This window comes from Shewanella sp. Scap07, from assembly GCF_013394145.1.
Taxonomy (GTDB): Bacteria; Pseudomonadota; Gammaproteobacteria; order Enterobacterales; family Shewanellaceae; genus Shewanella; species Shewanella waksmanii.
This window is the reverse complement of the sequence record NZ_CP041329.1, coordinates 4274412-4300235: the sequence shown is the minus strand read 5'-3', so window position 1 is coordinate 4300235 and position 25824 is coordinate 4274412. Positions and strand designations below refer to the sequence as shown.

Sequence of the window (25824 nt, the reverse complement as noted above, 5' to 3'; positions counted from 1 at the left end):
ATTTAGTCCATTACTCTCTACCGTTAAATAGATCAAAGCCCTGATAACAATAAGTTAGCAGGGCTTTTTTATTTGACGACAATATCAGTCGTTACTATTTAATTGTCTCTTATACTGGCGACTAACGATTGTCTGACATGTCGTAACTGCAAGGTTCACTTGCACGCAGCACTTTATTTGAGGTGACTTGGCCAGTGGTATATACCGAGCCAGTACACTGGTTAACAACTTGCTCACCTACAACGTTACCGCCTGACATATAGGTATATTCTAAAATCCAACCGTTTTGCTTTCCCGCTAGTGCTGAAGTTGCGACCGTTAAAACGCCTGCTGCTGCCAATAAGGTGATGGCTGTTTTCTTTATTGTTGTCATGGGTTAACTATTCCTTGAGTTATCTTATAAGGTTATTAAGGGTAAAAGCGCACGCCTGCTTAATTGTGTTATATCGGCGATTGCTGATAAAGAACCTAGGGGTTTTAAGTTGCTGTGTATATAGGGGCAATATACTAGTTCTTTTAGATATTTAGCTCGGGCATGAGACTGACTATGAGCACGAGTACAGTGATGTTTCGGGTAAACGTTGCTGCTTTCTTAAGCTCATAAATCGTAAAAAGCCAATATTTAAGATCAATCTAAACGAGGTGAGCGGTGCTAAGTATGTAGTGATGAGATGATGGCAGTCTCCTTGCCAATTATGGCATGAGTCATTGCTGATACAGCTAGTAAGTTTGGTGGCATTTATGTTGCTGGCTGTTGTTTTGTGTTGGGGGTGATGGGTGCGATTTTTAATTGTTATTTAACAATGAGTTAAATAAGTTTGCTGTCATCAAACTGTAAGCCGTTGTACGCAAATCTTTCATATTAGCGTTCTAACCTTGCGCCACTTTTAGCTGCAACGGGAAAATCTCAAGTGAAACTTAAACTTAGCGCTTTGTGCGTATCAATGGCTATTTTGGCTGGTTGTTCGTCAGATTCAGATGATACGGTGGTGGTTGAGCCACGTGAAGGTCAATGGTTGACTGGTGACTTGCACGTACATAGTGCGGTATCAAACGATGCCCGCGACACCATGGTGAATATTCTCTACCATGCGTTTGATGAGTTCGATATTGACTACGTGTTCTTCTCAAACCATATGCGTGTACGTGGTAACGATCACCAAGACAATGACATTGGCGAAGTCCTTTACGCCAATCGACTTGAGCAGTATGAGCTACCTGAAATTCGTTCGCTACAAAATCGCTATTATCAAGACAAAATCATCACCACAACGTTTGAGTGGGATTTCCCTGGCTTTGAGCACTACAATATCGGCATCATTGGTACTGCTGATGAACAAGCTGACATCTTAGAAGCGGTTAAACTATTCGAATACAAGTTCAGCAATGAAAACACCCTAGCGCATTTTGATCCTAAAGATGTGGCCCGTTGGCAAGCACAGGGGATTGAGCGTTATAACACTGAGGCCGATGCGGCTAAAGCGTTAACTTGGCTACAAGATAACTACCCAAATACTAGCTACGGCATGCTCAATCACCCTCGACGCTATGCCAATACCTATACCTTGGCCGATGTGCGCGATCTCAACAGTACAGCTCCTGATATCTTCTTTTTAATGGAAGGGATGGTGGGCGGACAATTCCACCCTTATGACCGTGGTGATTATGCCAGCAGTAGTGCCGGCCTTTATGGTGGTGCCGACCCTATGTTAGCTCATGTGGGTGGCTGGTGGGATGCACTGCTCAGTGAAGGACGTCAAATCTGGAATGTTTCCAACTCTGATTACCACTTTAAAATCAGTGATGGTGGCCAATATACCAGTGGTTATTTCCCCGGTGAATACTCTAAAAACTATGCCTATGTAACCCAAGGTGATGATGAACTGGCCGTGCTAGCAGCTCTGCGCTCTGGTGAGATGTTTGGTGTAACGGGTGAATTGATCAATCAGTTAGATTTTAACATTAGCGCCAATGACAACACTGCCTATATGGGACAGCAGGACTTTAGTGTGGCTCAAGGTGATGAAGTTACCGTTAACATCCGCTTCCAAAGCCCTGAGTTTACCAACCAAGAGATAGTTGTCGGCGACGGTATATTTGGCAGTGCAGTAAATCCTGGCGTACATCATATCGACCTTATTGCCGGTTCAGTTACTGGCATGGTATCGCCAAGCTCGGCGCAATATGACAGCACTGAAAACAGTGATGCCAGCGTAATTAAAAGCTTCACTGCTGCGGATTGGCAGCTTGATGATGAGGGCTTCTACGCAATGTCTTATACCTTTACTGCCGAAGCTAATCAGTACTTCCGCTTACGGGGTACCGCACTCGATTATAACGAAGCGGGCTTAACGGTCGACGGTGAACCGCAAAAGTGGCAGTCGATGAGTAAAGATGAAGGCGAGACTGACCATCAGATCCAAGATAGAGCTAATAAGCTTATTTACCGCGATGTGTGGTTCTACTCTAACCCTGTGTATGTCAGCGTTAACTAACTTAACCTAACAAACTAAGGGCAGTGCTAGCACTGCTCTTAGTTCACGATTCGGAGAGCGTATGCGTATATTGATAGGGTTAGTTTTACTCCTGAGTTTTCATGCTTACAGCTGTGAGCAACACGGTGACCACGCACACCATCATCACCATGAAGCTAAGTTGCCAACAGGCCTAAAAGTACAGATCCCCACAGTAGTTGAGCGTAGTCAGGATACGGTGCCTGTCAGCTTTAGTTTTAGTGTGCAAAGTCAGTTAGAGCTTGCCGACCTGCAGATTGAAATCAAACCCAATCCAAAGGTTAACATTATTGGCGATGGTGCCCGTTGGGATGAGACGAGCGAGCAGTATCAGGTGACAGCGCAGCTAGTGTCGGCGCAACGTGGTGCACTGCGAGTATTGATATCGGGCAAGGTCAATGGTGAGCCATTCTTGTTAAGTCGTTTTGTGATGATTGCCTAGTGCCGTAATCGCTGTGTAAGAGTAAAGAGGGTGCTCGCTGGGGGCGATTTAACCTGGATGTCATAGCGATTTTTTGCCAATTAGTGTTAGTATCAAAGTTCTAACAAAAAAGCATCAATAGCGTTACTTTTGTCTGTTGATTTGATGTTTGGCAAAATATAAAAATAAAATGATATACAACATAAGGTTGCAGGATTGCGTCATGGCTTTGCTGTGCTTTCTGATGGGCTGCTGCCTATTAGTTAGCCCGCTTACTCGCGCAGATACCATCAATATCCCCGCTTTTGCGCAAGGCAGCGTTGGTACTCATACCCAGTATTTTAGAGAGCGGGATGGGGTTTTGGTACTGAGCGAAGCACAACAAAGGTTTGCAGCAGGCCCGTTGACAACAGGTAGTAGTAACTCAATTTCATTGGGGATCAGTGTCGATCCTGTGTGGATGACGTTTACCGTCAGTAACACCGCCCAATTTGCCAAAGCCTATCGTCTGTCAGTGGAAACACCGTGGATTGATTATATTGATACTTGGTTGATTCAAGATGGCATCGTAAAAAAGCGTATTACAGGTGGTGATGCCTACGCGTTTGACAAGCGGCCGATGGCTTACCGTTATTATGCCTTTGAATATGCTTATCCTCCGGGGTTAACTCAAGTGATCATGCGGGTTGAAACTAAAGGCCCTATGGCGCTACCAGTGCAATTTAACTCTGTGAACCATGCCATTGCGCGCGACATTAATAGCGGCTATCAGTATGGTGCGTTGTACGGCATTATGGTCGCGTTAGCACTCTATAATTTGGTGTTATACTTTTTCGTTCGTCGGCGTGAATACGGGCTTTACGGACTGTATTTGCTCGGTTTTGTCATCAATAGCCTGTCTTATACAGGCCAGTTGCATACGATTATCACCTATGATTTTGGCGCTTATTTTCAAGACTGGTTAGATATTTTCTTGATGATTACCTATAGCGTTGCTGGGCTGCATTTTGCGCGTACCTTGCTGCAAACGAAAGACTATGCCCCCGTTTTAGATAAAATTGTGTTGCGTACCACGTTATATATTCCGCTAGGAATGCTCGCCGGTTTTGCCTTTAATCATCTGTTTTTCTCTATGGTATTGGCCTTCTTACTTAACACCTGTTTTGTGGTGTTATTTATTGCTATGGGCGTGAAAGCTCTGCAAGCCAAAAAGCCATTTGCGCTGATATTTATTTTGTCGTCGGTAACCGCGGCTATCTGTATAGCGGTGTCGACTTTAGCCGTTGCCGGTATCTTGGTGCCTTATAACGACTACACCTTTAAGGCCATTGAAGTTGGTATGACTTTTGAGGCGATATTACTCGCTTCAATTCTCGGCAGCCAATTTAGAGTGGCGCAAGTCGATAAGATTATGGCGCAAAAATACGCCTGCACCGATCCGCTGACTCAGCTGAATAATCGTCGAGGTTTTCAAGAGCTGACCAGTCCGATTGTCGAACGTATTATCAATACCAAAGCAGATGTCTCAGTTGTACTCATTGATATCGATTTGTTTAAGAACATCAATGATGTTTATGGCCATCAAGTTGGCGATGAGGTGCTAAAAAAGGTGGCTGCGGCCATTAAGCTGGCTTGTAGAAAGCAAGATGTCTGTGCGCGTTGGGGCGGTGAAGAATTTATTGTGTTTTTGCCCAATAGCAGTCAGTCAGTCGCTGTTGAACAAGCCGAGAAAGTGCGCCGCGCGATCGAAGTGACACACTTTAGCGATTTGAATATTGCACTGTCGCTGACTGCCAGTTTAGGGGTTGCCGGCACACATAAAGCAAAGTTTCAGCAGCAAGAGATACAAGCAAACTCAATTGAAGCGTTAATCAATCATGCTGACAAAGCCCTTTATGATGCGAAACAAAGTGGCAAAAATCGGGTGATCGTTGCCAACTAAGTAAGCGTGCTAATTACACCATTGGCGCTCGCAGGGAATACCATCTTTATCACCGTCCATTTTGGTATTTGGGCAATGTTTAATGTAAAACATGGCTTCTTCACATGATCGCATTTGACTGCAGTGTTGTTTGCCTGTTTCACAGCGAAAAGCAGGCAGGTTTGAGCTGGTATCTGCTGAATTGTGAAATTGTTGACTAACGGGAATTTGCGGTTCAGGTTCAGGCTTATTGAGTGGACGATCCATCCCAATGACTATCAGTGCAAGGATTAATAGCATCGGCAGCCAACGTAAAATAGGCGATCTTTGCGGAGTATGTCGTCGCCGCCCAGGCTTAGTTTGACGTCGTGCGACACCAACAATATTGGCATTGCATGCACGGCTTTTTCCATCGGCTTGTTGGGTAATTTGATAACTAATCACATCACCGATAACGGGCTTGCGCGCCATGTGTTTAAGTGCCGATATATGAATAAACACATCCTGACTATCACTGTGTTGCGGCTTAATAAACCCAAAGCCTTTATCATCGTGCCAGCGAACTAACTTTCCCTGTTCAATCTGCATAAACTATCCATTGTGGTTGTAAAAAACATCATCACTACTGGGTATTAAAACTGAGGTTGGCAGTAATGTCATTGTTGTCTATCAAGTTTATGCATTCATCTTTAGGCATTACTTTTTAGCCACAACCCATTCGCCAATAAGTAAACTGACTTAGCCGGCTTGTTCCATCCAATTTAACTTCTAATACCTAGAACACGTAAGCATAACGAATTTTGAAGGTCGCTTCAGTGCCAGTGACATAACCTGCAATGGGAGAATTTTCGCCAACATAACGGGTTTTCATATCCGTTGCCCGGTTGTTTACCAGAAACTGCTCGTGGACCAACATCAACTTATGGCGCTTGTTATCGGTGATGTCAAACGTGGCATTGAAGTCGAGTTTTAACGTGGAGCCTAAAGTGTCATTTTGCCAATAAGCATATTGGGGATGAAAACCAAAACTGAGGCGCGGATGAACACGGTAGTCGAGCTTAATATTCAGCTGTGCGCCATGGCTATTTAGGGTGCTGCCATCGGCTAATTTATTGCTAATAGCCGCAACAGCCGGGTTGATTCGCAACGACAAGTCTTGCCAGCGCTGTTTATAGGCGTATCCAAGAGCGCCAATAACTGGACCTTTTCCCGACCAGTCGCCTTTTACCACATCAATTGACAGGCCGTGGTGTTGATTGAAATAGCCAAATGCCCAATTACGAGCGACTGAAATATTACCGTTTCGCCATTTGGCAGCGGTGGTGTTGTCCCATGTTAGCCCTGCAAATTCAAGCTGATTGCCCTGCAATATCGTTTCCAATTGGCGTACATCAGACTTGGAGGTTGGCTGCACGGTTCTGGCTTGTTCATGGCCAACAATCCCTACCCAAGTTGCACTTGCTTGTGAAGATATGAGTAGTGTACAAGCCGCCAAAATTTTAAAGAGATGAGCGGATAATGGTGGATGGGATTGCATTATGTTGTCCAGCGATAGTCATTCTGATAGCGCATATTGTGCTGGAGATGTTGCGATGCTTTAAATCAATAGCTATTCGATTTAGCTATAGGTGGGGGGGGGAGGATTAAGTCGACAGGGGAAAAGTTGATAAGTTACTGATTATGGTAACACCAGTTAAGCCACTGGCTAACTGGTGTCGCCTCTACACTTTACGAATTAAATTCGCGGATCGTTGCCTTGGCTTTCTACCTGACCAATCACTTTGATGTTATCTAAGGTCGATAGCGTTCCCCATTGCTGAATGGTCATCATGCCTTTGACTTCTTTACTGCTAAAACTCAACCTTAAGCCATCTTTACGGTGCTCACTTGGGAGGTTTTCAGGCAATATTTTACGGCCATCATCGGTGATAATTCCCCAGAAACCACCTTCAAGGTTGAGATAGCGAACTGTACCTTGGTTCATAATGACTCCTTTCGATAGCTCCACAGGTTGAATGACCACTTCTTGTGCTGCAGTAGAGTGTGGTTTTGCACTCTTGGCGTCAACTTGTGCCGGCTGTTGAGCGCTTACTGCAGATGACTGCTGCTCTTGGGTGTCGTTGGTACAAGCACTGATTAATAGCGCCGTTGCAATCGTCAGTGAAGTTGTTAGTGGAGCGCGCATCAATTTATCCTTGTATAAATGTGTCTATATACCCACTGTAGCAGATTTTGTTGTTTGACCAAGCTTTTAGCTGCGGGCTGTACGGCAACTGATGATGAATGATGCAAAGGTACTCAGTGATCAATAGCGTTTTACCTTGATGATTTTGAAGTCGTTATCAGGTATGTTGAGACGAGCATGGGGTTGGAAATGTAATTAATTAAGATTAAAAGGATTATGCTTCTCAAATGGATATTGAAATGAAAGTTGAACAAACGCAGCAGCATGCGGACTATTATGATGCTATTTATGCTCGTCTTAATAGTTTTAAAGCTTATATTGTCGCAAACCCCGGCCTCATCGTTTCACTATTTTATCTATTTTCGACCATTATAGGTCTGACATACACCTACAATTTGCTGGCTAACTTTGGCCTGAATGTATTGCTGCATTTAGATTTAAGTGACTTTATTCTGTCTGCGGTTCATCACCCGCAGGCTTTCATTGTCACCTTTGTTGTAGTTTTAGCCTTAGCTGTTTTCACTTTTTACATTGATCCATGGTTAATGGAGCGCTTTCCTAAGTATCGTCATGGTAATAATGACACCTTAAGAAAAATTAAAATCGATCCTGCTTTGCTACTACTGATTGTCACCATGATGTTGATTTTTAGTATGGTAGAGCTAGTGGCGAAAGTCGACTATCGAAAATTTAGCCAAGGGCAGTATGTGCCTTATCGGGTAACCCTAATTTACCCTATTACTGAGTTGCCACGCCAACCAATCGACAGTGCCATTCCACACGACACAATAGGTGCAACACCAGTGCTGAAACCAACAAAACTGATTTTAGATCGAGTTGGCATTATCAGCAGCACGGCTCGTTATTTGTGGTTATATCAAGGCGAAGGCGTGCCGGTACAGATGGTGTCCCATGACAATGTGGCATCGATTTTACCACTAGAAGATACTGTTATGATGGCGCAAAGTGGCGCGAATACTGCCAATGAAAGTCGATCAACTAGTCAAACTATTAAACCTCAACCAGCGCTCCCTGTTACTTCACAGACGATATCAGCTGAAAAAGCTGAAGCCAGTTTACACTAGCAGTGTGTTTGATGGGATATTTAGAACTAAGAGGTTTTTTCACTGGATAATTAGTGGTTGGTGGTTTGTTATAGTGAATGAATGTGATTCAAGTGTTTGATTTGACATCAAAAATTAATGAGGCTAACTTGTCAGTCGAATGCTTTTAATATGACAAGGATGTGTGATGAACGTGACAGGACGACTCATTGCTTGCGGTTTGCTTACGCTCAGCTTTAGTACAGTAGCTGATATCGATGAGCAGATTGAATTCGAGCAACTTGATTTTGAACTCGTGAGCCTCTCAGAAACCGACACTCGGGTAGTTAGATGGCGAGACGAGCAAGGTCAGCCATTGACAGCAGCTCATTTAAGCCCCAAAGCACACCAAGGTAAGCAAGCATTACTGCTTAAAAGTGATGGAGAAAAGCGTAATTTTATCCAATCCATAGAGACCAGCTTTGTTGGTGAAACCTTAAATCTGAGCGGGTACATTCGTACTCAAGATATTAGCCAGTTAGCTGGGCTGATGATTCAGCAGTTTGATTTTCGTGGAAATGCCATCGGATTTGAATTTCTAAAAGGCCTCACAGGCAGCACTGATTGGCAACAATATCAGATCTCAACCGCATTAAATGAAAATACCAGTAGCATCAGAATTGGTGGTTTTGTAGTTGGCGCCGGACAAGCGTGGTTTGATGATTTGTCGGTTACCGTTGACGGTCAAGATATTGCACTCGCGAAACCTTATAAGCCTACACTGCTGGCAGCAGATACAGATACCGAGTTTCATTCAAGTTCGCAAATCAACTTTGACAATGTTAGTCAGCTGCAAATCGATAACCTCAGCAAACTTGCTCAAGTCTGGGGGCTTGTTAAGTATTATCATAATGCGGTCGCTGCAGGCGAATACAATATGGACGCTGAGCTGTTCCGCGTGATGCCTGCTGTCTTATCGGCCACCAATGCAGACCAAGCCAATCAGCATATGAGCGATTGGTTAGCGAAGATGACAAAGGTCGAAGCTTGTCAACCAAGCTGCGTAAAACGCGACACTAATGTTGCGCTACGGATTGACCTAAGTTGGATAAATGATAGTGCGCGTTTTGGAACTAAATTAAGCCAGCAGCTACAACACATAGTCGCCAATCGTCGTTTTGAAAGTCACTACTATTTTGGGTTTAATAGCTCCATGGGCGTAGCCGTAAACAATGAGCTTAGCTATGGGCAAGCTCACCAAGATACCGGTTATCGTCTGCTCGCTTTGTTTCGAGTTTGGAACTTAGTCAACTATTTTGCCCCCTATAAATCACTCACTACTAGTCCATGGCAACAGGTACCGCAGAAATTCATTGGTCAATTTGTTGCCGCCAAGGATAAAAAACAGTACGAGCAGGCACTGTCTGAGTTGTTAAGCCAACTTGATGATGGCCATGCCTACTTGATGGGGGATAGAGGTAATCAGTTGGTTGACTTGTTTGGTGAGCAACTTGCGCCGGTCAAACTGCAGTATCTTGAGGGCCAGTGGGTAGTGAGTGCAAATTTGCAGCCTAACACCAATGAATTGCAAGTGGGGGATGTGATTACCCATATCGATGGCAAATCAGTGAAAGCCGTAGAGCAAGAATTATGGCCATTATTAGCGGCGAGCAACGATGTCAGCCGTTATTACGCGTTGCAAAGTCGCTTGCTACAAACAGATAAACCACAGCTAACATTGACGTTAGCCAGCAAGAAAGCAGTGACAGTGGCAACAGTGCCAATCGCTGAGGTTTATTTACAGGTATTGCAGCCAATTGCTCTTGCCGAGCACCATGTTATTGATGGCAAAGTGGGCTATATCAATATGACGACGCTTAAGCCCGAAGACGTTGCTCCGTTGATGCAGCAATATCAACAACTCCCACAGCTCATTATTGACCTGCGTGGCTACCCCCTAGGGTCAGTGTGGACTCTGGCGGAGCATCTGTTTGCCAAGCCGAAAGTCATTGCTAAAGCGCAATATACCAATATCAACACACCGGGTGACTTTATGTTGCAAGATGTTGAAGTGGGTATTGATAACCCCAATCCCTATCGCGGCCGTATCGTGCTATTAGCCAACGAGGAGTCGGTGAGTCAATCTGAGTTTTCACTAATGGTGCTCAGACAGGCGCCAAATGCCTTGGTAATGGGAAGCCAAACTGCAGGCTCAGACGGTGATGTTTCGCAATTTTCCATTCCCGGTGGCTATCAGTCGCAGTTTTCTGGCATTGGTATTTTAACACCTAATGAGCAACAAACTCAGCGCCTGGGTATTGTTGCTGATGTCGAGGTAACAACAACGGTTGAGGCTGTTAAGGCGGGTAAAGATGAGCAGATTGAGCAGGCTCTGATACTACTTAACTCTGACAAATTTGAGAGGCTAGTTTCAAGTAAGTCGGCACGTTTGTAGTCCAAGTCAGACCCGGCTTTGCTGGGTCTGAGCTCGTAAATATGTTAACCACCAAGCCTCATGTCAATAGCCAAGCCTAAAGACACTGGGCTTTTTCGCGCTTAGCACGTTTGTTTGATAATAGTTTTTGTATGAGTGAAGGCAATATTGACGCGGTTATCATGCTTGCCATTAGTAGATATTGATGTGCGCTGAATGACTCGCCCAGCAATAACAATCCAAAAACGATACCTGCAACGGGATTCGCAATACCACCGAAGGTGAAATCTACCACCGACATACGCTGTAACAGCCATACATAAAGGATATAGCCAAGTACCGTATTAAGCCCAATAATCCAAGCTAGCCCGGCAACATTTTGAATTGATAACTGTTGCAGTGCGTTGATGTAAGGTTGAGGGCTTATCAATCCATGAAGCAGTGCTAATACTGCTAGTATGCTCCCGCCAATAATCAATTGCCATGTCAGCACAGTCCACCAATGCAGACGACTCCCGAGACTTTTAGTTATGGTGCTGCCGACAATGATACAGCCGATTGCTGCTAACATCGCGCCCAACCCTAGGGGGTTAAGGTCGATCGCATTGGGGTCGAATAACAGCCAAGCTAGCATAATTAGCATTGCGCCTGAGCCCACTTGCAGTAAGGTTGGGCGCTGTTTACTGATAAGCCAATGAAATAACATGGCAAACACAGGAACAGATACCATTCCCACACCTGAAATCGCCGAAGGTAATGTCAATGCCATAATAAAAATTAGGCTAAAGAATGCAGAGATATTAATGGTGCCAAGCTTGGCTAAACTTAGCCACTCGTGGCGCTGTGGCATGGTAGGTTTAATCGCTAATAGTATTAAACCTGCAGGCAACGCGCGCAGTGCACCCAGTAACAGTGGCGGCCAATCTGGCAAGGTATATTGGGTCATCGCATAGGTTGATCCCCAAAAGAAGGCGGGGATCATTGCCAATAGAATATTCATTTTGAGTACCTCATAAAATGAAACTATCTTCACGTAAAGATAAATAGTGATCTTGGACCTGAAAGTTGGATTTGTAAAGTATCTTTTTATAAAGTATCTTTGCATCAAGATACTTGTAACGCTTATAGGGTTATATAAATGGATGGTGTAGATAGACTTATTGGGCAATGGGCGGAGCAAAAGCCGCATCTTGATACTGCGCCAATGGCCGTGCTTGGGCGATTGTTAAGACTCACTAAGCATATTGAATCGCAACTGAGTACATGCCAGAAACAGTTTGGTCTTAACATGGGAGAATTTGATGTGCTCGCGACCTTAAGGCGTGCGGGTGCTCCCTACAGGCTAACCCCCTCAGATCTACTTGGTGCAATGATGTTGACATCTGGTGCCATGACCAATCGACTCGATAAGCTTGAAGCTAAGCAGTTGATAGAGCGTGTTCACAGTAAAGCGGATCGGCGCAGTGTTTCTGTGGCGTTGACCACCGAAGGGTTGGCTTTGATCGATAAGGCAGTTGAGGCCCATGTGGCTTTACAGCAGCAGCTGGTGAAACAGCTTTCAGCGCAAGAGTTCGGGCAGATTAATCAATTGCTAAAAGGGTGGTTACGGGGTTTTGAGAAATAGTCGTTTTCTTTTGCTGAGAAATACCGTGACCTTGGTTGGCATGGCTATTGTTTATGGCTATGGTTGTCAACAAAGCTAAAATTAGCCCTGCTAGGGTTAACAGTGCGATAGCCAATGGAGCTTAATAGCAACGGAGTTAATGTTAATGGAGCAGTAGCCAACCAAATGAGCCTACCAAAAAATTTTTTAAGATGCTTGATTTAGCAACTGTATTGAGCCCTGATAGGCACTTAATATTTACCTATTAGTGGTTCCTGATTCCAGGTAGTAAGCTTATCCTTTGGGTTCATTTTTTATCTCACAAATATTTAAATAGCGAGAGGCTGTAGGCTTTTTAATTGTGTTTTGTGATTTCAATTGTACACATAATAATCGCTGTAATTACAATACTTCTAATTTAGATTTAAGAATAACTCGTTACTCTGAATTGTCGATGTGAAAATTAAAATAACCTTAAAATTCCTTTTAATTCATCCATCTGTATTACCCCTTTTGTTTTAACTTTCATATTTATCCAGAACAAAATATGTATCAAGATGTATCTCTATTTGTAATTTTGAGTGTAATCACATTTATCATTTTTTTAAAAAACTAGTTTGTATTTAAGAAAAATGATTAGTTGTTATTGATGAATTCTTATATTGCTAAGTTAGCATTACTTTTATATTTAATATCGCCCCTGTCATATGCTGATGATGTTAAATCCTTAAAAGGGTTTACTATGGGGAATAGCTATAAAGTGACATGGCGAGAAGCGGCGATTTCTGCTGATAGAATGCATCAATTATCAACTGAAATTGACTTAAAGTTAGCGGAAATTAACGCCGCGATGTCGACTTGGGATAAGCAGTCAGAGCTGAGCCTTATTAATCAAAGTGATAAGCCAGAGCTCCCCATATCAGCAGAGCTGGCCTATGTCGTTGCGGAAGCAAAACGATTACATCAATTAACTCACGGTGCTTTAGATGTGACCCTCGCACCACTCATTCAACTATGGGGTTTTGGCGTTTCGGGGCAGATAACCCAAGCCCCCAGCCAGACTGAGATTGACGCAGCGCTTGAACGCACAGGTACCGCTAATTTCAATCTCAATAATACTGTTCTTCAGCGTGATATAAGCCAGCTGAATATCGACTTGTCATCAATTGCAAAAGGCCATGGTGTTGATGTTATAGCCAATCTATTGGAACAGCATGGCATTACGCACTATCTGGTTGATATCGGCGGGGAGTTGAAGCTAAAAGGTGAAAAGTATCCAGGTAGGCCTTGGCAAGTTGGTATCGATAAACCCTATGCATTTAGTCATGGGCAAATGGCCGTTATTACACCGGGTAATCGAGCTGTTGCTACTTCAGGTGACTATAGACGTTATTTCGAAAGTAATGGGCAGCATTTCTCGCACATCTTAGATCCAAATACAGGTAAACCCGTCAATAATAATATTGTGTCCGTTACCGTACTAGCAGATTTGTGTATGACTGCAGATGGGTTAGCGACAGCATTTATGGTGCTGCCAGTTATAGATTCACTACAGATTGCAAACAATAACCATATTCCCTTAATGATTATAAAGGAGGAACACGGAAAGCTAGTAACTCATTACTCTAATACATTTGAAAAGTATATTAATCAATAATGCATTAGTTATTTAGATATAAATAATAAAACAATATTCAGGTAGATGATTTTATCTGGGGGACTGATTATGAATAACAAATATAAACTTAGCGTGATCTGTTTAGCAGTATTAGCTTTAACAGGCTGTAATGATGACGATAACACTGACACTTCAGGCTTAGAGTCTCAAATTGCAGAATTAGAAGCGAGCAATGCAGCACTAAACTCCGCTAATGATACATTAACGGCAGAAAATGAATCCTTAACTGCTGATAACAGTGGTTTACAGGCAAAAGCAGAAAGCTATATTAGTAATTTCAGTGAGCAATGCGCCGAAGCTGGAGTGAGTTTCGACTACATTGATCCCAATGCGCCGGTTTCAGAAGAAAACGTTACGACTCAATTTATGGCGAAAGCTGCCGATGAGACAGATTGTATGTCTTGTCACACCTACGAAGAGCCTATTAAGGTACCTCATACTGATTATGGTGCGAGTTGTGCACAATGCCATGACAATCCTCATGTTGACGTTCCGCCAGTGGATCCAGGTAACCCAACAGATCCTACATTCCCTCAGCCTGATAAACCAGACAGCTTAGTGGATGGTAAAACAGGCGCTTCCGGTTCTTTCTACTATTCGCCAGCCTCGTATCTTAATGCAGACTATTTAGCGTCTCGCCTTAATGGGTCAATTCATAACTATGAATGGGCTGCATCCACGGACGAAGAGCCGGGTGTTGATACGCTTGCGGCCGCTTGTCAGTTAGAAGGTAGAGAGCACATTAAAGAGATGTTCCCGACAGATGGTAAATCATATAGCCTCAACGCCTTTAGCAATCAAATGGGCGCTAAAGTGATTGCTACGGTGAATAAGTTTATCGATGACGAAACCAATGAGTTAGTTGAAACGCCTAATGTTGCAATTTTTGGTTATGGCATGAAGAAAGAGGGAGACGAGTATACTGTTTCAATGAGTATTGGTAAGAATAACACTTGCTACAATGCTGTGATGAACGGAGACGCTAGACTGTCATATTATGAGTATGATCCAATGCTGTCTGTTAAGCATGAGCGTAATCAAGGGGCAAGAATCTTAGGTACCCTAGATTATACTAAGACGTCATTAAAAGGATTTGATTGGGTTACAGAAGTGCCTGGATTAGGGGCGGGAACAAGCTTTACTCCCGAGCAAGTTGATTGGACTAAAGTGGGCGCTTGTTCATTAGTATTTAAAGTTGAAGGTATTATTCCATTGGGATAATCGTTATCAGCTGATAAATAAAGGGCTATCCAGTTGATAGCCCTATATATTATGTCAGCTATTTTTGTAACTGTGCTTTAGCTGCTTCAACTTTTTCCATATCTAGGCCGAGCTCATTGACCGCTTCTTTAATCAAATTGGGGTTTTGCATCACTAACCCCATTAATTGCTGTAATTTCTCTGGTGGAATACCTAACTGAGCAATCGTCGCCATGGCCGCCATTGGGTTAGCGGTAAGAGTTTGGAATAGCTCATTGATTTGCGCGTCACTGATATTGTGCTCTTTTAACATCGCAATAATTGGGTTCATTGCATCGCCTTAGTTAGTCTGTTAGAAAAATAGTGGCCGGATTTTATCACACTCTCCATTGCGTGCTAGCTTAGCGTGTCATTGCTGGCGGCTTTCACGTTAATGAAATCATTATAGGCTAGGGCATTATGGGCCGCTTGAGTTCAAATCGTTGCTGCTCTGAAATACCATAATAGGCCGATGGGCCGCCGGCGCGCAGTATCGGTTGGGCTTTACTGGTCATAAAGTTACCTTGGGCGTCGAGCAAAGATGGCTCAATATGTACGGCCACCACCTCACCAAGCACTAACCAAGTATCCAATTGCTCACCATCGGCTTTTTGTAGCTGAATGAGCTGACTGAGTTCGCATTCAAAATTGACCGGGCTTTGGACGACCCGATCGGCGTTTACTTTTTTTGCCGGCTCCGCCGTAAGGCCTGCAAATTCAAATTCGTCTTGTTGCGGCGCCAGCGCAGCAGAAGTGAGATTCATCTGTTCTGCTAGCGGTTTGGTGGCCATGTTCCAGACGAAGACTTTGCTGTTAGCGATATTTGCCACGCTGTCTTTCCAACCAATACTGGCGAAACCTATGATAGGCGGATGGTAGTTAAAGCAATTGAAAAAGCTATAAGGGGCTAAGTTGCGTTTGCCTTGTTGATCCCGTGAGGCTATCCAACCAATAGGCCGCGGGCCAATAATTGCACTTAGTGGATCATGCGCCAATCCATGCCCTTGCTGGGGTTCGTAATAGTATCTCGCAGCTTTTTCCATTAGCCCTTTCCTTGTCTAGCTTGTTAATTCAGTAATCCGTTGAGCACATCGAAATGCCTTCAGGTGCCAACAAGCGAGCGCTTTTGACAACCAGTTTGCATCTTTTTCGGTGTGACCTCGTCTTTATCAGCAGTTGAAACAGACCCAAAATTAATGAGAGTGTTGTCATGATTAAATTAGTTAGCTTTACCATATGTCCTTTCGTGCAACGAGTCACGGCTCAGTTGAATGCAAAGCAGATCCCCTATGAAATTGAGTATATTAGTCTCAAAGATAAACCACAGTGGTTCTTAGATATCTCACCTAATGGCCAAGTGCCAGTATTGCTCACTGAAGCTGGCGTAGCGTTATTTGAGTCTGACGCGATTGTTGAATACATCGAGGATGAGTATGGTCCACTTGAACAGGGAGTCAGTCATACTCAGCGAGCGTTAGATAGGGCATGGAGCTATTTAGGCAGTAAACACTATTTAGCGCAATGCGGTGTGATGAGTAGTAAAGATGAGCAAACGTTTATCCAGCGCGCTGAAAAGTTGCGTCAAGCTTTCGCCAAAGTGGAAGCACAGTTAACAGGTGAGAGTCCCTTGTTTAAATCAGATCGCTTGAGCAATGTTGATATCGCGTGGTTGCCGCTTCTGCACCGTGCTGCAATTATAAAAGCGCACACTCAGTACGACTTCTTATGTGGCCTGCCCAAGGTACAAGCTTGGCAAGCGGCACTGCTGGCTGTGGTGGATGTTAATCGTACTGTGGCTGACGATTTTGAGGCCAAGTTCACGGATTTTTATCTAACAGAAACTTTCTTGGCTAAGGGCACTGATATCCCCGCGCAGCAAGCCTGCCAAGCGGCCAGTTGTTGCGGTTAGTGACCCGATCTGCTTAAGTGTGCAAACAGTGTGAACTATTTAACGTGGCCTGACGTAATGCAATAGACTAATTAACAACTGAGATTGTAACATGCGATTATTGCTAGCCATGGTTTTATTAGTACTGTGCAGTGGGTGCACCACGGTGTATCCCAACCAACAAATCACTGGTCAAGATTTCCCGAGTGTCAGTGGGCAAACGTTGGAGCAACAGGCGATGCGTTTTCCAGAAGATGTACTCGGGCAACAGACCTTATTGCTTGTGGGGTACAAACAAGACTCTCAGTTTGACATCGATCGCTGGTTGATCGGCTTAGATATGACCCAGACTCAAGTCGCTGCGTATGAGCTGCCTACAATTGCAGGGTTATTGCCGAGAATGTTTCAAACCACTATTGATAATGGCATGCGAGCTGGGATCCCCAAACCCTTGTGGAAAGGCGTGGTCACCATCTATCAAGACGGTGAGTCGGTACAAGCATTTACCGGCAATCAAGCCCCAAACAATGCCAGAGTGATATTGTTAAACGCTCAGGGACAGATTAGCTACTTCTATGACCAAGGATTTTCGGTGGCGGCACTTAACAATTTACGCCAGCAATTGAGTCAAAGTTTGGCTTCGGCCAACAATCCCTAACCCTTAACCGCAAGCAATCTCATTGAGCCATTTATGATAGGCTGTGGCACAACTTACATAGACAGTTGTGCTTTTATGAAATTGCGTCAGATACTCTTTGCCTGGATAGGGTTAATAATATTACCCGCCAAGGCCAATACCTTTTACGCCAATGCTGAAATACAGCAGCAGGCCCCTAATGCTTTTGCTTTGCAATCAGTTACCGCTGATTTTTTACCTATCGCCTACCAACAAACCATACAAGATGCTGATAAGTTATTGGCGGCCATCGCCGCAGATAAGCCACTCACGGCAGCACTTGCTAACTGGTCCAACTTAAGTATTGAGCAGCAGCTGCCATGGCTTAAATTGATATTTGAACTTGAGGTACAAAGCTTTAATACACCGGCTCCTACATTGATTATCGATAGCCATAGCTACCCCGGTAAAATGGTCTATTTTGACTTTGATTTGCAACAGCCCGAAGATGCGGTTGTTTACCTCAACCCTGAAAAGCTGGCTCAGCAGCCTCCTTACGCGGCACTTGCATTCTTACTGCATGAGACCCGGCATGGGTATCAATTTCAACGTGCTATTTCTGGCGAGACGGATGTGCTTAGCCAAGGTTATTTAGCGGCCTTTACGGCGCAAAAAACACTGTCTGGCCTTGGGTTTAGTGATTTTCTCACTTTGCTTAATGAGTATGAGGCATTTCAATATGGCAACTACCTCATCGGTCAGCTGACTAACTGGCAAGTGGATATGATCAACATGGGCACCTTTGCTAGTCAATATGATCATCAGGGGCAGTTGAAAATAGATCTGATTGCGCTAACAAAAAATAGCAAAGAATTAAGTGTGTTAGAGCAATACAATCGTTTAGCTAAGGCGCAATACGAGTTGCGGCAGCAGGCGCAGTAACTCTATTTTCATGAAAGTAAACTTGAGCGCTTAACCGATAGCACAATCATATTTGCGGGTTTTGTCTCTGTTTTGGCCTATCGTTTGCCTGTTAATTAAGCCTAGATAACCTGATTTGGCTGTTGTTGCACTACAGTGAAGCTATTGTGGTGTAGCGAGGCCTTGGTGGTCCTGATCCTATCGCTAACTCTAAAGAGGTATTTTTAATCAATAACATAGCTAAATCATGGCTTATGGCTCACACTTTTTAGCATTCGCTAGGATATTGATTGTTGCTACCGAGTTAGCTAGATAAACTAGTTAAGCTGCATTTTAAATGAATCATTTAGTGGGTTTATTGAGCCAAGGAAACGTGCCTCATGTTAAATATTGATGATCCCAAGCAAGTGGAGAAAACACCCGCAATATGGCGTTTAGGTTTTAGGCCATTTTTTTTGGGTGGCGCGAGCATTGCCGCACTGTTTATTCCATTGTGGTTGCTGACTTGGTTTGTGCCTCAACTGAGCTTTTTTAGGCAGGAGTTTTGGGCCAATGTTGTGCCGCTATGGTGGCACCCCCATGAGATGTTATTTGGTTTTGCCCTGGCAATTGTGTGTGGTTTTTTGCTGACCTCAGTACAAACATGGACCAATCAGCCTAGCTTGAAAGGTTTACCACTGGCACTGACTTTTGCTTGTTGGTTACTGGCGAGAGTCTTGCTGCTAATACCGGTTGATATTCCTGTCTGGTTGCCGGCGTTGTTTGATAGTTTGTTTTTGGGGATCACCGCGCTCACCCTCTGGCGCTGCGTTTATAGAGTCAGGCAATGGCGCAATATTGGTTTTCCCATTATGTTGCTGGTGGCGCTGCTTATCAACTTGTTGAGCTACTATGCATTAGTGCAACGTGATTTCAGTTTGAGCCAGCAGATATGGCAAGCGATGCTGTGGTGGTTAGGTTTGTTGATCACCATAGTAGGCGGCCGAGTGGTGCCGTTTTTTACCGCGATGCGTGTTAAGCAGAGCAAGCCTAATCCAATCAATGCATTGGAGTGGCCACTTATTGCTGCGATGGTGCTATTGGTTGCTCAGGCCATATTAACGTTATTTACGCCTGCGATAGAGCAAGGGTTACTGTTGATTGCGGGTAGTTTACATTTGATCCGCTGGTCGCGTTGGTTCCCACACAAGACATTGAAAGAGCCGATGCTGTGGTCGTTGCATGTGGCATATGTTTGTTTGCCTATTACCTTATTTGCTTTGGCGGCTAATATTAATGATGTGAACGCTTACCGTCATTTATTGCACTTATTTGCTATCGCCTCGTTGGCGGGCATGTGTTTATCGATGATATCGCGGGTGTCGCTTGGCCACACAAGTCGCAATATCTACCAAGGCCCCAGCATGACACTCGCGTTTCTAGCGTTACCCCTAGCGGCATTTTTTAGAGCGATTATGCCCCTTGTATGGCCGACACAAATGCAGCTTTGGTTTTGGGTAGCTGGTAGCCTATGGGCCTTTGCATTTGGATTATTTGTGTGGTTCTACGCCCCTATTTTAACCCGGCCGCGCGTTGATGGACGTCCGGGGTAAGTTATATGTTGAGTATGAGAGTAAACAAAGAGATGAAGAAAATGAATAAACTTTGGGTGATGCTAAGCGCGCTGTTGATATCGGCAATATCGTTACCGATCGCAGCGAGTGCCCCGGCCAGCGATGCCGAAGCAATGAAAAAGGCTTTTCCCAATCAATATGCCAGTTGGGCTGCAACGTCAGAGCAATCACAGCGCAGTGATATGCTTGCCAGCTACCCCGCGGCAATCATATTGTGGGCTGGCTCTTCGTTTGCCAAAGAGTACTATAGTCCTCGCGGGCACCAGTTTGCCGTTGCCGATGTTACCCATACACTAAGAACCGGAGCGATGCCTGCTGCGGGTGAAAAAGGTTTGTCTGCCAGTTGCTGGACTTGTAAGTCTCCGGACGCACCTAGGTTGATGAATGAAATGGGTGTTGAGCAGTTTGCCGCTCAGAATTTTGTCGACGTTGGCACCGAAATGAAAAGTGTCGTCTATTGCACCGATTGTCATGTGCAAGGCAAAGCTGAGTTGGCTTTGCCGCGCCCCCATGCAAAAGATGCAATGAAAAAAGTCCATTTGCCTTTTGATAAACAAAACAAAACCATGCAGGGGTCACAGGTGTGTGGTCAGTGTCATGTGACCTATTATTTTCAGCCAGAGCTGAGTAACAAGGTTAACATTCCATGGATATTTGGCAGTACCGCGGACAAAATTGAAAAATACTACGACACTCGCCGCTTCTACGAGTGGATGCATCCTATCTCTAGAACGCCGATTTTGAAGGCTCGCCACCCAGAGTTTGAACATTGGAGTCGCAGCACTCATGCCAAAGAGGGTGTGGGTTGTATCGATTGTCATATGCCTCAAGCGCAAGATGAAAATGGTCAGGTCTATACCGATCATAAGGTGAGTAAAGCACTCGATCACTTTGAGCAAGTTTGTCAAAGTTGCCACAGCAATGAACAGAAACTGCTACAACGCCTAGATGAAGGCAAAGCGCAGATTGAGCGTAAAGCGCGTGAAGTAGAAGGCTTGTTGGTTAAAGCGCACTACGAAGCCGGCGCCGCTTGGGAGGCGGGGGCAAGCTGGTCAATCATGAATGACGCGATTATGGCGATTCGTCATGCCCAGTGGCGTTGGGATTTTGCGATGGCATCCCATGGTTTATATGCTCACAACCCAGATGAAGGTAATGCTCTGCTCGATAAAGCTTTGGTTCAGGCAAAGTATGCCCGCAATGCACTCGAACAGATCTTGAGCATGCTAGAAGTGAAGCAAGTCAACTATCCTGACATTTCTACCAAAGCCAGTGCGCAAAAAGCGGCCAATATTGCCTTAGATAAATTAACTGAAGAGAAGCAGCAGTTTATCGAAGAGCAGGTTAATAAGCATTGGCCTGCGGTTAGTCGACATGGATACGAGTAGGGTATTATGAAGTGACAAAAGGCAGCATAAGCTGCCTTTTTTATGCTTTTTATTTCACAATTAGTGAATAACTGGTCATTTAAAAGGCGTTTTTTATGTCGCAATATCTGTATTATTCAAACGATCGTTTATTGTCATCTAGGGTTAAAAGCGCATTAAAATGGCCGTTAAACTAAACATTTTTCGATATTCAAACGATCGCAATGATCGCTAAGATTAATTTTTATTAAATATTTACCCAGTTTGGTTTATTTTGTATACAATTTTAAATGCTTATTAAATCAACGTGTTGCGTGTATCTCTATGTGGCTTATTTTCACTCTTGGTTCATTCGTTTGACCAATATAATTGATTGACACTGGCAGTATTCGATCTTTTAATAAAATTGTAATACAGGATAAGTTATTGTTTTAGGGCTAGTTAAATACTGAATAAGTATCCGGGAATCGATTTATTCCTCAAAGCCCATTTATTAAGTCGGGAAATATTATGGAAACTAAAATGAATCACGGGTACAACCACAACGAAGTTGAGTCGTTTAATTCAATTTCATCGCAGCCAACCACGCCACGATATGATTTTTTACAAGGTGACGAAACGGATCTTAAAGACGAAGAGCCGAGTTGCTACATATTAGGTTATAACTAATCACACTGCTTGAATTGATAATCTTTGCCAGTTAAGTTGATGGCTAAATTAGCTTAACTGGGATTGATTTTATGGATTTAAGTTGTCACTGCGGTAATGTGCACATAAAAGTCACACAGCCACCGTCATCGCTTACTGCCTGCAATTGTTCTATCTGCTTTCGATTTGCCGCGCTATGGGGCTATTATCAACCTGAAGAGGTTACCGTTACGGTTAAACAGACCGTTAGCACTTATCAATGGGGAGATAGGTGTATTGATTTCTATCATTGTGATACCTGCGGTTGTGCTACTCACTACCTAACCAATAACAAAGTACCGGATACTAAATTTGGCATCAATTTTCGTATGGCAAACCGTCTAGATTGCGAGGCGATACCCAAACGCCACTTTGATGGTGCCGATACCTGGGAATTTATTGATCCGCCAAGCTAGTGCAGGCAGTGTCATGACATCGCCATTTTAATGTCACATTTTGGTTAATCTTTGCCCTTAAGTTAGCATGCAAGTCAACCTACTTGGTGAAGCTATGCTTGCGCTTAACACGTTAATCTCATCCCTATTCGAGTCGGCAAATTCCGTTGCTACGTCAGCTTCTACAGCTGTGAAGCCATCACCTCCTAGCCATTTACGGCCGAAAACAGCCTACAACGCTATCTGGATTTCTGATCTACACCTAGGCAGTAAAGATTGTAAGGCTGAGCTGTTACTGGATTTTCTCAATAGCAGTGATATTAAGCAGCTTTATCTTGTGGGTGACATCATCGATGTATGGGCCCTGAAAAAACAAGTCTTTTGGCCCGACAGTCATAATCGAGTGCTGCAGAAATTACTCAGTTTGGCAAAAGCTGGCACAAAAGTGGTTTATGTTCCAGGTAATCATGATGAGCTTGTTAAACAGTATCATGGCTTTCATCTATGGGATTTTAGTGTCGAGCGTGAATATGTTCACACCACCAAGCTTGGGCAAAGGTTACTGATAGTGCACGGGGATCAGTTTGACTCGCAAGTCTCTGTGGGAGCTTCATTAACTAAACTGGGCGATAAGCTGTATGACGTATTGCTGCTACTTAATCGACAATTGCATCTGATCCGGCAGCGACTGGGTTATCCCTATTGGTCACTAGCTAGTTATATTAAACAACGTGTCGGTAAGGCGCAGCATGCCATAGGTTTATACCGACAAGCGGTGGTACGCTTTGGCGTTGAGCGCGGTGTTGATGGCGTGGTATGTGGGCATATTCATCAGCCCGAGTTGTCACTGCATCAAGGAGTGATATATGCCAACGATGGCGATTGGGTAGAAAATTGCACGGTGTTTGCCGAGAGCTGCAGTGGCGAGCTGCAATTGCTGCGGTGGGATGAAGCAAGCCGTGCCACCGAGCTTATCAGTTCGGTAATGCTCAGTGGCCAGCGTCCGCAGCGACAAGTGGCTTAACAAGGTTAGCTGCATCAAAGGTAGACAGTTTCAACTACTTGGCACCATTGACCTTTATTTTGTCACTTATGCCGCTTATCCCAATGTATTCGCTTTATTACAGTAGACTTTTTGCTGCTATGGATTGAGCGATATCTATGATGATAAGCGAATTTGGATTGATGACGGCCAGTAAACAAGTCAGTTGGCCACTATGGGTCATGTTAGCCACCATTATGCCGATGGCGGCATTGTGGCTAGTTAATGCGGTCATGCGCGTCAGAGCTGTGGTTAAACAGCAAGTTGCCGCTGCCACGATAAAATATGCCGATGCCAGTAGTCTGCCTAACACCTTGCAGTGAGTAGGGCGTGCGGGTCTTTCGCGGTTAAATTTTGTCCGAGATACAAGCGTTTTAATCGCGACGAGCGGTTTGCCGCCTAGCATGCTAAGCAAAATACCGCTCAACAAAGAGTAAAACGCTTGTAGCCGAACCCTCCGGGCAGTGTTTGTGGCTTCTTTCTACGTCGTTATCGGCTTATCAAGTAGGTCAACTACATATCAAAGCCTCTGCCTTGTATAAATAACCCACAAACTGCTGCAAAAATCAGCTCGAAAGACCCGCACGCCCTACATAGCTACAACAACCAATTCCAGCAGCCTTTGCTGTTGCTATTGCTACTACAGTTAATTTGGTTGCTACAGCTCGATTCACCTCTGTGGCAAATAGCAAGTTGGCTATTTGTTCTTGGCCGCTATTGGCATACCTTTGAGCATCTCCATGGTCGTAATCTGCTGCGACGAACCATCGCATTTAGTTTATCAAGCATGCTGCTGTTTACTATGTGGTTGGTGTTTTTGCTGTGCCAATTGCTAGGATAATCCAGAGTAAATGTCCGCGAGATAATCATTCGCTGGCTTAATAAGCCATGATACTGTGATTTGCTTGCAGCATGACGCGGCTTTTTTTGTTAGGTTAGAGTCGTTACGCAACGATGCGTATTGAACAATGACCAACAGGATGGGTGGCATGGACGAGCATATTGTCATACTAGTAATTGCACTTATTGTGCTGTTTTACGGCTACATTTCTAAAGGATTATCACGACTTAACATCTCCGGTCCCATGGTTTTCACTGGGCTTGGGCTGCTACTATCACCACTGGGTTTGGGGATTACCCAAGTAGAAGTAGATGCCGAATTTGTGACGATTGTTGCAGAGCTGGCACTGGTGTTGGTGTTATTTTCCGATGCCGCTTTGCTGGACTTATCATTGCTGAGACGCTCGTGGCACATCCCTGCAAGATTGCTATTTATTGGTCTGCCAATAACGGTGGTGCTAGGCACATTTGTTGCGGGCTATTTCTTTCCCGAATTACCGCACACCTCGTTACTGTTATTGGCATTGTTATTAACGCCGACAGATGCTGCTTTAGGTAAAGCGGTGGTATCAGATCCTAAGGTGCCGAAGCATATTCGCTCCAGCATTAACGTTGAAAGTGGCTTAAATGACGGCATTATCTTTCCGATCTTATTGACCGTTGTCGCACTGATTATGAGTGGCCTAAGTGAGGCGCAGGATCATCAATGGATTAGCTATGTCGGCCAGCAGATTGTGTTTGGCGCTTTGGTCGGTGGGCTGGTTGGTTTCATTGGCGCTAAGCTACTTAATAAGGCGAATGCCGCCAAATTAGCAGAATCTAGCTATCAAAACTTGATTCCAATCGCCTTGGCCATATTGGGGTTCTATTTAGCAGAAACCTTATCTGGAAATGGCTTTATCGCCGCATTTTTTGCTGGATTGTATGCCGGTAACACGAGTGAAGCAGCTCGCGAACACATCGAAGATTTTGCCGAAAGTGAAGGTGAACTACTGGTGTTGGTAAGCTTCTTTATTTTTGGTTTGGCTTTTGCGCCTATGACGTTAGCGTACGTCACTGTGGATGTGTTGCTATATGCTTTGTTGAGCTTAACGGTATTGAGGATGTTACCGGTGATGGTATCGCTATTGGGGGCTAAGCTCGATCTATCAACCATGGCATTTATTGCTTGGTTTGGCCCACGTGGAATTGCATCCATTTTATACGTGCTGATAGTTGTGCATGAGATGGGGTCTATGGAGGGGCTAGAGACTGTGTATGCTGTGGTGGCGGTGACCGTACTAATGAGCATCGTCGCTCATGGACTCAGCGCACAGCCACTAGCGAATTGGTATAGCCAGCGACAAAAATCGGCAAGCTCTGAATAACTCAGCATATCGCTTGGCCTGTTCAGAGGGCCAAGCGATATTTACCTAAGA

Annotated in this window: 26 protein-coding genes; 19 read left to right on the top strand and 7 right to left on the bottom strand. The window is 44.3% G+C overall.

The window, feature by feature from the left end:
• Positions 1–121: 121 nt before the first annotated feature.
• Complete coding sequence (locus FLM48_RS18965; protein ID WP_179025739.1) at positions 122–373, bottom strand: hypothetical protein; 252 nt, start codon at positions 371–373, stop codon at positions 122–124.
• A 538-nt stretch (positions 374–911) separates the two neighbouring features.
• On the opposite strand from FLM48_RS18965, the gene FLM48_RS18960 reads away from it, so the two are divergent.
• From FLM48_RS18960 to FLM48_RS18950, 3 genes are all read left to right on the top strand, one after another.
• Positions 912–2495 carry a hypothetical protein gene (locus tag FLM48_RS18960; RefSeq protein ID WP_256870979.1) on the top strand — a complete coding sequence of 528 codons (1584 nt, stop codon included), beginning with the start codon at positions 912–914 and terminating at the stop codon, positions 2493–2495.
• A gap of 61 nt (positions 2496–2556) precedes the next feature.
• Positions 2557–2955 carry a hypothetical protein gene (locus tag FLM48_RS18955; protein WP_179025738.1) on the top strand — a complete coding sequence of 133 codons (399 nt, stop codon included), beginning with the start codon at positions 2557–2559 and terminating at the stop codon, positions 2953–2955.
• 202 nt (positions 2956–3157) lie between these two features.
• The gene (locus tag FLM48_RS18950; protein ID WP_179025737.1) at positions 3158–4876 is read left to right on the top strand and encodes a diguanylate cyclase; all 1719 of its coding nucleotides are present in this window, start codon (positions 3158–3160) and stop codon (positions 4874–4876) included.
• A 9-nt stretch (positions 4877–4885) separates the two neighbouring features.
• Here the strand turns inward: FLM48_RS18950 and FLM48_RS18945 are convergent, their stop codons facing one another.
• The 3 genes from FLM48_RS18945 to FLM48_RS22805 all read right to left on the bottom strand — a co-directional run bounded on the left by FLM48_RS18945 (position 4886) and on the right by FLM48_RS22805 (position 7040).
• Entirely contained in the window at positions 4886–5443 is a 558-nt protein-coding gene (locus FLM48_RS18945) for an excalibur calcium-binding domain-containing protein (protein WP_306294399.1), read from the bottom strand.
• Positions 5444–5630: 187 nt separating this feature from the next.
• A complete protein-coding gene (locus FLM48_RS18940; RefSeq protein WP_179025736.1) occupies positions 5631–6392 on the bottom strand; it encodes a hypothetical protein in 762 nt (253 codons plus the stop codon).
• Between the two features lie 198 nt (positions 6393–6590).
• Positions 6591–7040 carry a hypothetical protein gene (locus FLM48_RS22805; RefSeq protein ID WP_256870978.1) on the bottom strand — a complete coding sequence of 150 codons (450 nt, stop codon included), beginning with the start codon at positions 7038–7040 and terminating at the stop codon, positions 6591–6593.
• A gap of 239 nt (positions 7041–7279) precedes the next feature.
• Between FLM48_RS22805 and FLM48_RS18930 the strand changes: the two genes are divergently transcribed.
• Both FLM48_RS18930 and FLM48_RS18925 read left to right on the top strand, forming a co-directional pair.
• Positions 7280–8125 carry a hypothetical protein gene (locus FLM48_RS18930; RefSeq protein WP_179025735.1) on the top strand — a complete coding sequence of 282 codons (846 nt, stop codon included), beginning with the start codon at positions 7280–7282 and terminating at the stop codon, positions 8123–8125.
• Positions 8126–8291: 166 nt separating this feature from the next.
• The gene (locus tag FLM48_RS18925) at positions 8292–10538 is read left to right on the top strand and encodes a S41 family peptidase (protein ID WP_179025734.1); all 2247 of its coding nucleotides are present in this window, start codon (positions 8292–8294) and stop codon (positions 10536–10538) included.
• A gap of 76 nt (positions 10539–10614) precedes the next feature.
• On the opposite strand, the gene FLM48_RS18920 is transcribed toward FLM48_RS18925, so the two are convergent.
• Positions 10615–11517 carry a DMT family transporter gene (locus tag FLM48_RS18920; RefSeq protein ID WP_179025733.1) on the bottom strand — a complete coding sequence of 301 codons (903 nt, stop codon included), beginning with the start codon at positions 11515–11517 and terminating at the stop codon, positions 10615–10617.
• A 138-nt stretch (positions 11518–11655) separates the two neighbouring features.
• Here FLM48_RS18920 and FLM48_RS18915 point away from each other — a divergent pair, with 138 nt between their 5' ends.
• The 3 genes from FLM48_RS18915 to FLM48_RS18905 all read left to right on the top strand — a co-directional run bounded on the left by FLM48_RS18915 (position 11656) and on the right by FLM48_RS18905 (position 15019).
• On the top strand, positions 11656–12141 hold the full coding sequence (locus FLM48_RS18915) for a MarR family winged helix-turn-helix transcriptional regulator (protein WP_179025732.1): 486 nt from the start codon (positions 11656–11658) through the stop codon (positions 12139–12141).
• A gap of 628 nt (positions 12142–12769) precedes the next feature.
• On the top strand, positions 12770–13777 hold the full coding sequence (locus tag FLM48_RS18910; RefSeq protein ID WP_179025731.1) for an FAD:protein FMN transferase: 1008 nt from the start codon (positions 12770–12772) through the stop codon (positions 13775–13777).
• 69 nt (positions 13778–13846) lie between these two features.
• Entirely contained in the window at positions 13847–15019 is a 1173-nt protein-coding gene (locus FLM48_RS18905) for a hypothetical protein (RefSeq protein ID WP_179025730.1), read from the top strand.
• Between the two features lie 58 nt (positions 15020–15077).
• Here the strand turns inward: FLM48_RS18905 and FLM48_RS18900 are convergent, their stop codons facing one another.
• Both FLM48_RS18900 and FLM48_RS18895 read right to left on the bottom strand, forming a co-directional pair.
• On the bottom strand, positions 15078–15329 hold the full coding sequence (locus FLM48_RS18900; RefSeq protein WP_179025729.1) for a DUF2999 family protein: 252 nt from the start codon (positions 15327–15329) through the stop codon (positions 15078–15080).
• Between the two features lie 118 nt (positions 15330–15447).
• Positions 15448–16080: a flavin reductase family protein gene (locus tag FLM48_RS18895; protein ID WP_179025728.1), complete on the bottom strand. Its 633-nt coding sequence runs from the start codon at positions 16078–16080 to the stop codon at positions 15448–15450.
• Between the two features lie 167 nt (positions 16081–16247).
• Between FLM48_RS18895 and FLM48_RS18890 the strand changes: the two genes are divergently transcribed.
• The 11 genes from FLM48_RS18890 (at position 16248) to FLM48_RS18840 (ending at position 25773) form a co-directional block, all read left to right on the top strand.
• Entirely contained in the window at positions 16248–16946 is a 699-nt protein-coding gene (locus FLM48_RS18890) for a glutathione S-transferase family protein (protein WP_179025727.1), read from the top strand.
• 91 nt (positions 16947–17037) lie between these two features.
• Positions 17038–17583, top strand: coding sequence for a hypothetical protein (locus FLM48_RS18885; protein ID WP_179025726.1), 546 nt, complete (start codon positions 17038–17040; stop codon positions 17581–17583).
• A 75-nt stretch (positions 17584–17658) separates the two neighbouring features.
• On the top strand, positions 17659–18483 hold the full coding sequence (locus FLM48_RS18880; protein WP_179025725.1) for a hypothetical protein: 825 nt from the start codon (positions 17659–17661) through the stop codon (positions 18481–18483).
• 359 nt (positions 18484–18842) lie between these two features.
• Complete coding sequence (locus tag FLM48_RS18875; protein ID WP_179025724.1) at positions 18843–20054, top strand: NnrS family protein; 1212 nt, start codon at positions 18843–18845, stop codon at positions 20052–20054.
• A gap of 41 nt (positions 20055–20095) precedes the next feature.
• Positions 20096–21463, top strand: coding sequence for an ammonia-forming cytochrome c nitrite reductase subunit c552 (locus FLM48_RS18870; RefSeq protein WP_372847203.1), 1368 nt, complete (start codon positions 20096–20098; stop codon positions 21461–21463).
• Positions 21464–21952: 489 nt separating this feature from the next.
• Complete coding sequence (locus tag FLM48_RS18865; RefSeq protein WP_157577686.1) at positions 21953–22111, top strand: hypothetical protein; 159 nt, start codon at positions 21953–21955, stop codon at positions 22109–22111.
• A gap of 71 nt (positions 22112–22182) precedes the next feature.
• Positions 22183–22545 (top strand): GFA family protein, encoded by a 363-nt coding sequence (locus tag FLM48_RS18860; RefSeq protein WP_179025722.1) that lies wholly within the window; start codon positions 22183–22185, stop codon positions 22543–22545.
• Positions 22546–22639: 94 nt separating this feature from the next.
• A complete protein-coding gene (locus FLM48_RS18855) occupies positions 22640–23548 on the top strand; it encodes a UDP-2,3-diacylglucosamine diphosphatase (protein WP_179025721.1) in 909 nt (302 codons plus the stop codon).
• A gap of 137 nt (positions 23549–23685) precedes the next feature.
• A complete protein-coding gene (locus FLM48_RS18850) occupies positions 23686–23889 on the top strand; it encodes a hypothetical protein (protein WP_179025720.1) in 204 nt (67 codons plus the stop codon).
• Positions 23890–24083: 194 nt separating this feature from the next.
• Complete coding sequence (locus FLM48_RS22905; RefSeq protein WP_372847487.1) at positions 24084–24407, top strand: MAPEG family protein; 324 nt, start codon at positions 24084–24086, stop codon at positions 24405–24407.
• A gap of 148 nt (positions 24408–24555) precedes the next feature.
• Positions 24556–25773 carry a sodium:proton antiporter gene (locus FLM48_RS18840; protein WP_179025718.1) on the top strand — a complete coding sequence of 406 codons (1218 nt, stop codon included), beginning with the start codon at positions 24556–24558 and terminating at the stop codon, positions 25771–25773.
• The last annotated feature ends 51 nt before the right edge of the window (positions 25774–25824 follow it).

What these genes read in the sequence shown, in the direction of transcription:
- FLM48_RS18945 (WP_306294399.1), bottom strand. Translation starts at nt 5,443, where the DNA reads ATGCAGATTGAACAGGGAAAGTTAGTTCGCTGGCACGATGATAAAGGC.
- FLM48_RS18890 (WP_179025727.1), top strand. Translation starts at nt 16,248, where the DNA reads ATGATTAAATTAGTTAGCTTTACCATATGTCCTTTCGTGCAACGAGTC.
- FLM48_RS18965 (WP_179025739.1), bottom strand. Translation starts at nt 373, where the DNA reads ATGACAACAATAAAGAAAACAGCCATCACCTTATTGGCAGCAGCAGGC.
- FLM48_RS18925 (WP_179025734.1), top strand. Translation starts at nt 8,292, where the DNA reads ATGAACGTGACAGGACGACTCATTGCTTGCGGTTTGCTTACGCTCAGC.
- FLM48_RS22805 (WP_256870978.1), bottom strand. Translation starts at nt 7,040, where the DNA reads ATGCGCGCTCCACTAACAACTTCACTGACGATTGCAACGGCGCTATTA.
- FLM48_RS18880 (WP_179025725.1), top strand. Translation starts at nt 17,659, where the DNA reads ATGAAATTGCGTCAGATACTCTTTGCCTGGATAGGGTTAATAATATTA.
- FLM48_RS18870 (WP_372847203.1), top strand. Translation starts at nt 20,096, where the DNA reads ATGAATAAACTTTGGGTGATGCTAAGCGCGCTGTTGATATCGGCAATA.
- FLM48_RS18930 (WP_179025735.1), top strand. Translation starts at nt 7,280, where the DNA reads ATGAAAGTTGAACAAACGCAGCAGCATGCGGACTATTATGATGCTATT.
- FLM48_RS18875 (WP_179025724.1), top strand. Translation starts at nt 18,843, where the DNA reads ATGTTAAATATTGATGATCCCAAGCAAGTGGAGAAAACACCCGCAATA.
- FLM48_RS18865 (WP_157577686.1), top strand. Translation starts at nt 21,953, where the DNA reads ATGGAAACTAAAATGAATCACGGGTACAACCACAACGAAGTTGAGTCG.
- FLM48_RS18905 (WP_179025730.1), top strand. Translation starts at nt 13,847, where the DNA reads ATGAATAACAAATATAAACTTAGCGTGATCTGTTTAGCAGTATTAGCT.
- FLM48_RS18940 (WP_179025736.1), bottom strand. Translation starts at nt 6,392, where the DNA reads ATGCAATCCCATCCACCATTATCCGCTCATCTCTTTAAAATTTTGGCG.
- FLM48_RS18895 (WP_179025728.1), bottom strand. Translation starts at nt 16,080, where the DNA reads ATGGAAAAAGCTGCGAGATACTATTACGAACCCCAGCAAGGGCATGGA.
- FLM48_RS18860 (WP_179025722.1), top strand. Translation starts at nt 22,183, where the DNA reads ATGGATTTAAGTTGTCACTGCGGTAATGTGCACATAAAAGTCACACAG.
- FLM48_RS18900 (WP_179025729.1), bottom strand. Translation starts at nt 15,329, where the DNA reads ATGAACCCAATTATTGCGATGTTAAAAGAGCACAATATCAGTGACGCG.
- FLM48_RS18855 (WP_179025721.1), top strand. Translation starts at nt 22,640, where the DNA reads ATGCTTGCGCTTAACACGTTAATCTCATCCCTATTCGAGTCGGCAAAT.
- FLM48_RS18910 (WP_179025731.1), top strand. Translation starts at nt 12,770, where the DNA reads ATGAATTCTTATATTGCTAAGTTAGCATTACTTTTATATTTAATATCG.
- FLM48_RS18950 (WP_179025737.1), top strand. Translation starts at nt 3,158, where the DNA reads ATGGCTTTGCTGTGCTTTCTGATGGGCTGCTGCCTATTAGTTAGCCCG.
- FLM48_RS18915 (WP_179025732.1), top strand. Translation starts at nt 11,656, where the DNA reads ATGGATGGTGTAGATAGACTTATTGGGCAATGGGCGGAGCAAAAGCCG.
- FLM48_RS18885 (WP_179025726.1), top strand. Translation starts at nt 17,038, where the DNA reads ATGCGATTATTGCTAGCCATGGTTTTATTAGTACTGTGCAGTGGGTGC.
- FLM48_RS18850 (WP_179025720.1), top strand. Translation starts at nt 23,686, where the DNA reads ATGATGATAAGCGAATTTGGATTGATGACGGCCAGTAAACAAGTCAGT.
- FLM48_RS18955 (WP_179025738.1), top strand. Translation starts at nt 2,557, where the DNA reads ATGCGTATATTGATAGGGTTAGTTTTACTCCTGAGTTTTCATGCTTAC.
- FLM48_RS18840 (WP_179025718.1), top strand. Translation starts at nt 24,556, where the DNA reads ATGGACGAGCATATTGTCATACTAGTAATTGCACTTATTGTGCTGTTT.
- FLM48_RS18920 (WP_179025733.1), bottom strand. Translation starts at nt 11,517, where the DNA reads ATGAATATTCTATTGGCAATGATCCCCGCCTTCTTTTGGGGATCAACC.